General features: G+C 69.9%; 10 protein-coding genes. 7 read left to right on the top strand and 3 right to left on the bottom strand.

Annotation, left to right across the window (positions count from 1 at the left end):
- The coding region (locus ACQKIP_RS33870; protein WP_427745024.1) for a hypothetical protein at window positions 1–281 on the top strand (281 nt) is incomplete at its 5' end.
- 40 nt (window positions 282–321) lie between these two features.
- Here the strand turns inward: ACQKIP_RS33870 and ACQKIP_RS33865 are convergent.
- Together ACQKIP_RS33865 and ACQKIP_RS33860 are read right to left on the bottom strand one after the other, a co-directional pair.
- Window positions 322–711 (bottom strand): VOC family protein, encoded by a 390-nt coding sequence (locus tag ACQKIP_RS33865; RefSeq protein WP_365853566.1) that lies wholly within the window; start codon window positions 709–711, stop codon window positions 322–324.
- A gap of 75 nt (window positions 712–786) precedes the next feature.
- Window positions 787–1,239, bottom strand: a complete 453-nt coding sequence (locus ACQKIP_RS33860) for a MarR family winged helix-turn-helix transcriptional regulator (RefSeq protein WP_427745023.1) — start codon at window positions 1,237–1,239, stop codon at window positions 787–789.
- A gap of 170 nt (window positions 1,240–1,409) precedes the next feature.
- Between ACQKIP_RS33860 and ACQKIP_RS33855 the strand changes: the two genes are divergently transcribed.
- The 4 genes from ACQKIP_RS33855 to ACQKIP_RS33840 all read left to right on the top strand — a co-directional run bounded on the left by ACQKIP_RS33855 (window position 1,410) and on the right by ACQKIP_RS33840 (window position 5,038).
- Window positions 1,410–2,867, top strand: a complete 1,458-nt coding sequence (locus ACQKIP_RS33855) for an MFS transporter (RefSeq protein WP_365853562.1) — start codon at window positions 1,410–1,412, stop codon at window positions 2,865–2,867.
- A 260-nt stretch (window positions 2,868–3,127) separates the two neighbouring features.
- Complete coding sequence (locus tag ACQKIP_RS33850) at window positions 3,128–4,300, top strand: serine hydrolase domain-containing protein (protein WP_427745022.1); 1,173 nt, start codon at window positions 3,128–3,130, stop codon at window positions 4,298–4,300.
- A gap of 86 nt (window positions 4,301–4,386) precedes the next feature.
- Window positions 4,387–4,752: a VOC family protein gene (locus ACQKIP_RS33845; RefSeq protein ID WP_365854682.1), complete on the top strand. Its 366-nt coding sequence runs from the start codon at window positions 4,387–4,389 to the stop codon at window positions 4,750–4,752.
- Between the two features lie 16 nt (window positions 4,753–4,768).
- Window positions 4,769–5,038: a DUF1905 domain-containing protein gene (locus ACQKIP_RS33840; RefSeq protein ID WP_365853560.1), complete on the top strand. Its 270-nt coding sequence runs from the start codon at window positions 4,769–4,771 to the stop codon at window positions 5,036–5,038.
- Window positions 5,039–5,100: 62 nt separating this feature from the next.
- Here the strand turns inward: ACQKIP_RS33840 and ACQKIP_RS33835 are convergent, their stop codons facing one another.
- Window positions 5,101–5,661 (bottom strand): cytochrome b, encoded by a 561-nt coding sequence (locus ACQKIP_RS33835; RefSeq protein ID WP_365853558.1) that lies wholly within the window; start codon window positions 5,659–5,661, stop codon window positions 5,101–5,103.
- Between the two features lie 105 nt (window positions 5,662–5,766).
- Between ACQKIP_RS33835 and ACQKIP_RS33830 the strand changes: the two genes are divergently transcribed.
- The gene (locus tag ACQKIP_RS33830; RefSeq protein WP_365853556.1) at window positions 5,767–6,321 is read left to right on the top strand and encodes a 2'-5' RNA ligase family protein; all 555 of its coding nucleotides are present in this window, start codon (window positions 5,767–5,769) and stop codon (window positions 6,319–6,321) included.
- A gap of 125 nt (window positions 6,322–6,446) precedes the next feature.
- A partial coding sequence (locus ACQKIP_RS33825) for an NAD(P)/FAD-dependent oxidoreductase (protein WP_427745021.1) occupies window positions 6,447–7,661 on the top strand: 1,215 nt, incomplete at its 3' end.

Here is a 7,661-nt window from a genome sequence, read left to right as displayed (position 1 = left end):
CCCACCTGTTCCCCGGCGCCCAATGCCGTATCCGGGGACTGGCCGATGCCGACGCGTTCGCGGCGGCCCCGTGGACGATCGAACTGGCCCTGCGTTTCGGCGACGACGTGGTCACACCCGCAGACCTGTGCGCGCAGACTCCGGCGGGGAGCGTGCTGAAGGTCGCGGCCTACACCACCGCGGCCGGCACCTCGATCACAGAGCGCTCCTGGCAGATCCGGGACCTGGATCCCACCGGCGGGGCGGTCGTGCTGGTGCTCGGCGGGTCCGCTCCGGCGTGAGCCGCCCGGGCGGGGGGCGATCGCCGGCTGCGCGCCGCGGTTACGGGGCCAGGGTGCGCAGGACGCAGAACTCGTTGCCCTCGGGATCGGCCATGACCACCCAGTTGCAGTCCGGGCCCTGCCCCACGTCAGCCCTGGAGGCGCCCAGGCCGAGCAGCCGGTTCACTTCGTCGTGGGTGCTGGCGTCGATCGGGCTGACGTCGAGGTGCAGCCGGTTCTTCACGGTTCTGTCCTCGGGCACCTGGACGAAGAGCACGGTGGGCGGCATCTGGCGGGCCCGGACCTCCTCGACGGTGGGCACCCAGGAGCCGATCTCGACCTTGCCCTCGTGCCGTTCGATCACTTTGAAGTCCAGGACTTCGCACCAAAAGGCCGCCAGGCGCTCCGGATCGTGGCAGTCAACGGCCAACTCGGTGAACCTGCTTGTCATGTCTCTCCCAGCTAGTGCGGACCGGGCCCAGGGTATGGGGCCGGGCCGCCTGTGCGTGTGCCTCTGCGCGATCTGTCAGGACCGGGGCCAGGGTTGGCCGCTGAGCCGCTCGATGCTGGTGTTGAACCGCTGGACGTAGCGGGCGAAGATCTCCACGTCCTCGGCCGACCAGTCTTCGAAGACCTTGTCGAGCCCGCCGATCTGCATCTCGCGCTCGGCGTCGAGGCGTTGCCCGCCCTCGGCGGTCAGCCGGAACTTGCGCGCCATGCCGCCCTCGGGGTCGGGGATCCGCTCGAGGAGACCGGCCTTGACCGCGCCCGCCGTCTGCCGGTTGAGGGTGGAGGCGTCGAGCTGGAACGCCTCGCTGAGCTGGCCGACCAACATCGGTCCCTGGGCCCGGATCCGGCTGAGGATGATGTAGGTGCTGCGCTCCAGGCGGCCCTCCTGCTTGCGGCGGTTGTCGCTGCCGAACTGATGGCGGCCGAGGATCATGTGCTCGAACTCGATCAGGTGTGATGGCTTGTCCATGTGCGGTTCCTCCCGTCTCGGCGGTGTCGCAGGGCGCTGCGGCTTCCGTGCCGCTGACGGGAGTGCTCCCCGCCCTTCGGTGTATGTGCACCGTGCACGTAATATGCATGATACTTGCCGTGTGTATGATGCACATCGTTGCATACGTTGAAGAGATTGAGGAGTCCGTCATGGATGCCCCCGAGTCGAGCAGCCGGGCGGGCGCCGTCGTCGCCACCCTCGCGCTCGCCGGCACCGTCGCCGCGATCATGCAGACACTGGTGACGCCGCTGATCGCCGAACTGCCCCAGATGCTGGACACGTCGCCGTCGAACGCGGCGTGGGTGGTCACCGTCACCCTGCTCGTCGCGGGCGTATGCGTGCCGGTCTCCGGCCGCCTCGGCGACCTGCTCGGCAAGCGCCGCATGATGCTCGTCTGCGCCGTGCCGCTGATCGTCGGCTCGGTGGTGTGCGCGCTCTCCTCGTCCCTCGTCCCGATGATCGTCGGCCGCGGCCTGCAGGGCATGGGCATGGGCATGGTGCCCCTCGGCATCGCCCTGCTGCGGGACGTCGTGCCCACCGAGAAGCTCAGCGGCTCCATCGCGCTCGTCAGCGCGTCCATGGGCATCGGCGGCGCCATCGGCCTGCCGATAGCCGCAGCCGTCGCGCAGTACGCGAACTGGCGGGTGTTGTTCTGGGGGTCGGCCGTCCTCGCCCTCATCGTCGCCCTGATGATCTTCATCATCGTGCCGGACGCCCCGGCCGCGGCCAAGGGGCAGCGCTTCGACGCACCCGGCGCGGTCGGCCTCGCCATCGGCCTCGTCTCGCTGCTGCTTGCCATGTCCAAGGGCGCCGACTGGGGCTGGTCCTCGGGCACCACGCTGGGCCTGTTCGCCGTCGCTGCCGTGGCGCTGCTCGCCTGGGGCTTCTACGAACTGCGCACCCGCGACCCGCTGGTCGACCTGCGCACCACCGCCCGCCCGCGCGTCCTGCTCACCAACGTCGCCTCCATCCTCATCGGCGTCGGCATGTACTCCTTCATGCTCATCGCGCCGCAGCTCCTGCAGTTCCCCGAGGCCACCGGCTACGGCCTGGGCCAGTCGATGCTGGCCGCCGGCCTGTGGATCGCCCCCGGCGGCATCATGATGATGCTCATCTCGCCGCTCGGCGGAAAGCTGATCAACGCACGCGGCCCGAAGCTCGCGCTCGTCTGCGGTGCCGTCGTCATCGCCGCCGGATACGCGGTCGCGCTGCCGCTCATGGGCACGGCCTGGGGCATCATGGTCGCCGGCATCGTGATCAACAGCGGTGTCGCCCTGGCCTACGGAGCCATGCCTGCCCTGATCATGGGCTCCGTACCGCTCTCCGAGACGGCCGCGGCCAACGGCTTCAACGCGCTGATGCGCTCCCTGGGCACCACCATCGGCTCCGCCGTGATCGGCGTCGTCCTGGCCCAGATGACCACCACCATGGGCGACTACACCTTCGCCTCCGAGGACGGATTCCGTACCGGCCTGATGATCGGCTGCGGTGTCGCGCTGGTGTCCGCCGCCGTCGCGGCGCTCATCCCGGCAGTGCGCACCGCTGAAAGCGACGCGCCCGCCGGCGAGCAGCCGGCCGGGGTCGGCGAGGCCCCGGCGCGCACCTGACCCGCGGGGAACGGTCGCAGCCGGCGCCCCAACGGTCGCCGGCTGCCTTCCGTGTCACTCGTTGAGATGCAGTACGGCCGCGTCACGCCGGTCTTCGACCACAGGTTTGTTTCTGTACATCCTGTTATGGGATGAATCGGAAGAGGCCCTGGTGAGAAGCACATGGGTGCTGGCGCAGCTACGGGTCCAGAAGATCAACTGCCCTGGCGGCAGCCGGTCGCTCTGACGTCCCACCGCGCTCACGACACAGGAGTCCCTCCGTGCCCATTCCCGGCTTTCCGCAGGTCCGCCTGCCCCTTGTCGCACTGCTGGCCGCAACCTGCATGGCCGGTCTCGTGCAGGCCCCGGCCCAAGGCGCGGATCTCCCCGCGGACAGCGACCGCGCCCTGCGGCGCCAGTTGCAGGAACTGACCGCCGCACCCGGCGGACCGCCCGGAGCGATCGCCGTCCTCAAGCGCGGATCGCGCACCAAGGTCTACCGGGCCGGCGTCGCCAGGACCGGCACCGACCGCCCCGTCAAAGCCACCGACCACATGCGCATCGCCAGTACGGCCAAGGCGTACAGCGGCGCGGTCGCCCTCAAACTCGTCGACTACGACAGGCTGCGCCTGGACGACACCATCGGCAAGATGCTTCCCCGGCTGCCGCGCGCATGGCACCGGGTGACGCTGCGCCAGCTCCTGAACCACACCAGCGGACTGCCCGACTTCAGCGCGGACCGCAAGTTCCTGGCCCTGGTGACCGCGAACCCGCGCCGCCACTTCGACTCCCGCCGCCTGCTGGACTTCGTCGCCCACAAGCCGCTGCTGTTCCGTCCCGGCGCCCGGTACACGTACTCCAACTCGGACAACATCGCCGTGGCCCTGATGGCGGAGGCGGTGACGGGCAGCCGCTACGAGCAGCTGCTCGCCGAGCTCGTGTACCACCCGCTGCGTCTGCGCAGCACCAGCCTGCCGCAGGGCTACCGCATGCCCCGGCCCTACATGCACGGCTACGACGTCACCCCGCCGAACCCGCCCGAGGACCTCAGCGAGGTCCTGAGCGCGTCGGGCGTATGGGCATCGGGCGGAATCATCTCGACGCCCAAGGACATGACGGCCTTCATCCGCGGCTACGCGGGCGGAAAGCTGATCTCCGACCGGACGCGCCGTCAGCAGCTGCACTGGGTCAACGGCGCATCCGAGCCCGCGGGCCCCGGCAAGAACAAAGCCGGCCTGGCCCTCTTCCGCTACACCACCCGCTGCGGCGTGGTCTACGGCCACACCGGCAACTTCCCCGGCTACACCCAGCTCGTCGCGGCCACCCCGGACGGCAAACGATCGCTGACCGTCTCCCTGACCACCCAGGTCAACAAGACGACCAAGCCGGAACTGCTGCAACGTCTGCGGACCGTGGAGGAGAACTTCGTCTGCGCCCTGCTGACCCATCGCTGACGCCGCTCCAGGCCGCCTGTGGCAGGCGATGAGTTTCCTCGCCTGCCCGGGTCTACCTGGTGAACATCAACGAGCGGAGGCATGCAATGAGCGGGACCGCGCGGATCACACAGGTGGCCACGGTCGGGATTCACGTCACCGACCAGCAGAAAGCAATGAAGTTCTACGTCGACGAGCTCGGCTTCGAAGTGCGCCGGGATGTGCCGTTCGGCGACGGGCGCTGGATCGAGGTGGCCCCGCCCGGCGCGGCGACGACCGTCGCGCTCGTTCCCGAGGGGGTCCCGGCCGGTATCCGCCTGACGACCGGGGATGCCGACGCCGCTCACGGGGGTCTGCTCGCACACGGCGTCGATGCGGATGCACAGGTCCTGCGGATGGGGCCCGCAGTCCCGCCGATGTTCGCGGTGCGTGACCCGGACGGCAACAGCCTCATTCTCGTCGAAGGCCTCTGAACAGGTGGTGTTGGAGATGGACAAGCAGTTCACCGCGATCCTGCAGAAGAGCCCGAACAAAGGCGGCTGGACCTACGTCGTATGGCCCGAATCGGCCGAGTTCTTCGGCACCCGCGGCCTGGTGAAGGTCCGGGGCACGATCGACAGCCACCCGTTCCAGAGTTCGTTCATGGCCCTGGGAGACGGCACGCACAAGCTGCCCGTGAAGGCAGAAGTGCGCAAGGCGATCGGCAAGGAAGAAGGCGACACCGTGACCGTGCGCCTGACCGGGCGGGTGGACGCCTGACAGCCGGCCCGGCCCGGCCTGCGGCGGGGCGGGGCGGCTGCCACCCCGCGGCGCGCGTGGCTTCAGAGCATGCGGCGCAACAGGCGATCCCGGTCGACGAACTGATGCTTGAGCACCAGCCCGATGTGCACGGCCAGGCCCGCCATGAAGAGGATCTGCGCGGCGACATGGACGACGAGCAGATCGTCACCCGACAGCACCAGAGCGACACCGGTGATGGGGACGGCGAACATGGCCGCGTACAAGGCGGTCTCGGTGCCGTGTGCCAGACGTCGCTCCCGGTGGGTGAGACTCGGCGCCCACGGGGGCAGCGGTGTGGCCTGCCGCCACACGAGCCGGACGACGGCGAGCAGCAGCACCGCGGCGCCAAGGCCCACGTGCAGGGTCAGCAGTGCGTCATCACCGAACGGCTCGTACCCGTCCTCCGAGCCCCCACCACGGCCCCGCCCCCGGCCCGGGCCCTCGCCGCGCCCCCGCCCGCGTCCCCGTCCACGGCCGCTGTCGTCCACGTCGAGCAGATACCCGACGACGAACTGCGCGGCCATGGCCACGAAGACCACCCAGTGAAGGGTCTTTGTGACCGCGCCATAACCATGCGGACCGTTGCGCAGGCGGGAGCTCATCCCTCCAACGTGCCCCCGGCCAGGGTGTCCTAGTCGACGTCGCGCCTCACGCCGGTCGGGTTGCTCCGCTGCCGGTTCGGTCCGGGTCCGTGCGAGTATGCCGCGATGGTTGAGGCGGGTCCGCAGACACCGGCACGGGCGACGAGGACGGCGATCATCGCTCCCGTCCCCGCAGCGGAGGCACTGGTAGGGGACTACCGGCGGGCCCTGGACCACACAGCGGCCTGGCCGGTTCCGGCGCATGTCACCGTCCTTTATCCCTTCGTCCCGCCGGAGCAGATCACGCAGAACCTGCTCGACGACGTGCGGACGAGCCTGGCCCCGCTCCCCGCTTTCACCTGCCGGTTCTCCGGCGTGGCGTGGTTCGGACAGGAGGTCATGTGGCTGGCTCCGGAGCCGGACGCGCCCTTCCGCGAGCTGACCCGGAGCGTGTGGGCCGGGTTTCCCGGGTGTCCGCCATACCGGGGAGCGCATCGCGACCCGACCCCGCACCTGACTGTCGGGAGCACGCATCTGGCAGATGTCGCGGATCTGCGGCGGGCTGCCCTGGAGTTGCGGGCAAAGCTGCCGGTGCACGCCCGAATCGACAGCGTCCGCTTGATCGCCGGTGGCGGCACGCCGGGCTCGTGGCGGACCGTGGCCGAGTTCCGCCTGCGGTGAAGGGCCCCGCCGCGAACACGTCGCCCGATGTCGCGACGGCAGCCGGATTTCGTCGACACCTGTCGCTCGCCGCGCCCGTGATCACCGGCCAGAGTTGAGGACATCGCGAAGGGCTTGGAGGGGTTATGGCCGTCGAGGCCGAGGTGATTGTGGTGGGCGCGGGTGTCATCGGCGCCTCGGTGGCCCACGAGCTGGCCCGTACGGGACGACGCGTCATCGTCGTCGACAAGGCAGCCGGCGCGGGGCACGGATCGACGAGTTCATCCAGCGCGATCGTGCGGTTCAACTACTCGACGTTCGACGGCATAGCGCTCGCCTGGGAGGCGTATCACTGCTGGAGGGCGTGGGCCCAGCACCTGGGCGGGGCGCGGAGCCGGCTCGCCTCGCTGAGCAAGGTCGGTGCCGTCGTGCTCGACGTGCCCGTCTTGGAACTGCACCGGATCCACGCGCTGATGGAGGCCGTAGGGGTACGCGCCGAAGTGTGGGATCCCGCCACGTTGCGCGCCCGGGTGCCGGGCATCGATCCCGGCAGGCACTGGCCTCCCAAGCGCATCGACGACGACGCGTTCTGGGCGGACCCCACCGGGGAACTCGCGGCCCTGTACATGCCCGACGCAGGATTCATCGACGATCCGCTGCTGGCCGCACAGAATCTCGCCGACGCCGCCGCACACCACGGAGCGGCATTCCGCTTCAAGCAGCGCGTCGTCGACGTCCTCACGGCGGGCGAGCGCGTGGAGGGGGTGAGGCTCGGCTCCGGCGAGGTCCTGAAGGCCCCCGTGGTCGTGAACGCCGCAGGCCCCTGGTCGGGCGCGCTGAACCGGCTGGCCGGGGTCGGATCGGACTTCTCCATCGATGTCCGGCCCCTGCGCCAGGAGGTGCACCACGTCACGGCTCCGGCCGGGTTCAGCGACGGCGACGGTGCGATGGGACCGGTGGTGGCCGACTTGGATCTCGGTACCTACATGCGTCCGTCCCCGGGCAACGGATTCATGGTGGGCGGCGCCGAGCCGGCCTGCGACCCCTTGCAATGGGTCGTGGACCCCGACGCGATCAACCCCCACCGCACCAAAGACCTGTTCGACGCCCAAGTCCTGCGAGCGGCCCGCCGGTTCCCCGCCCTTGCGGTGCCACCCCAACCCAAGGGCATCGCCGGGGTGTACGACGTCGCCTCCGACTGGACGCCGATCTATGACCGCAGCGGGCTCGACGGCTTCTACGTGGCCATCGGCACGAGCGGGAACCAGTTCAAGAACGCCCCGGTCGTCGGGCGCGTCATGGCGTCCCTGATCGGGGCGGTGGAGGCCGGTCACGACCACGACCGGCAGCCGGTGCAATAC

This window comes from Streptomyces sp. NPDC059900 (assembly GCF_050270335.1).
GTDB lineage: Bacteria > Actinomycetota > Actinomycetes > Streptomycetales > Streptomycetaceae > Streptomyces.
The sequence above is the reverse complement of the archived record's forward strand: the minus strand, read 5'-3'. Positions and strand labels throughout refer to the sequence as shown.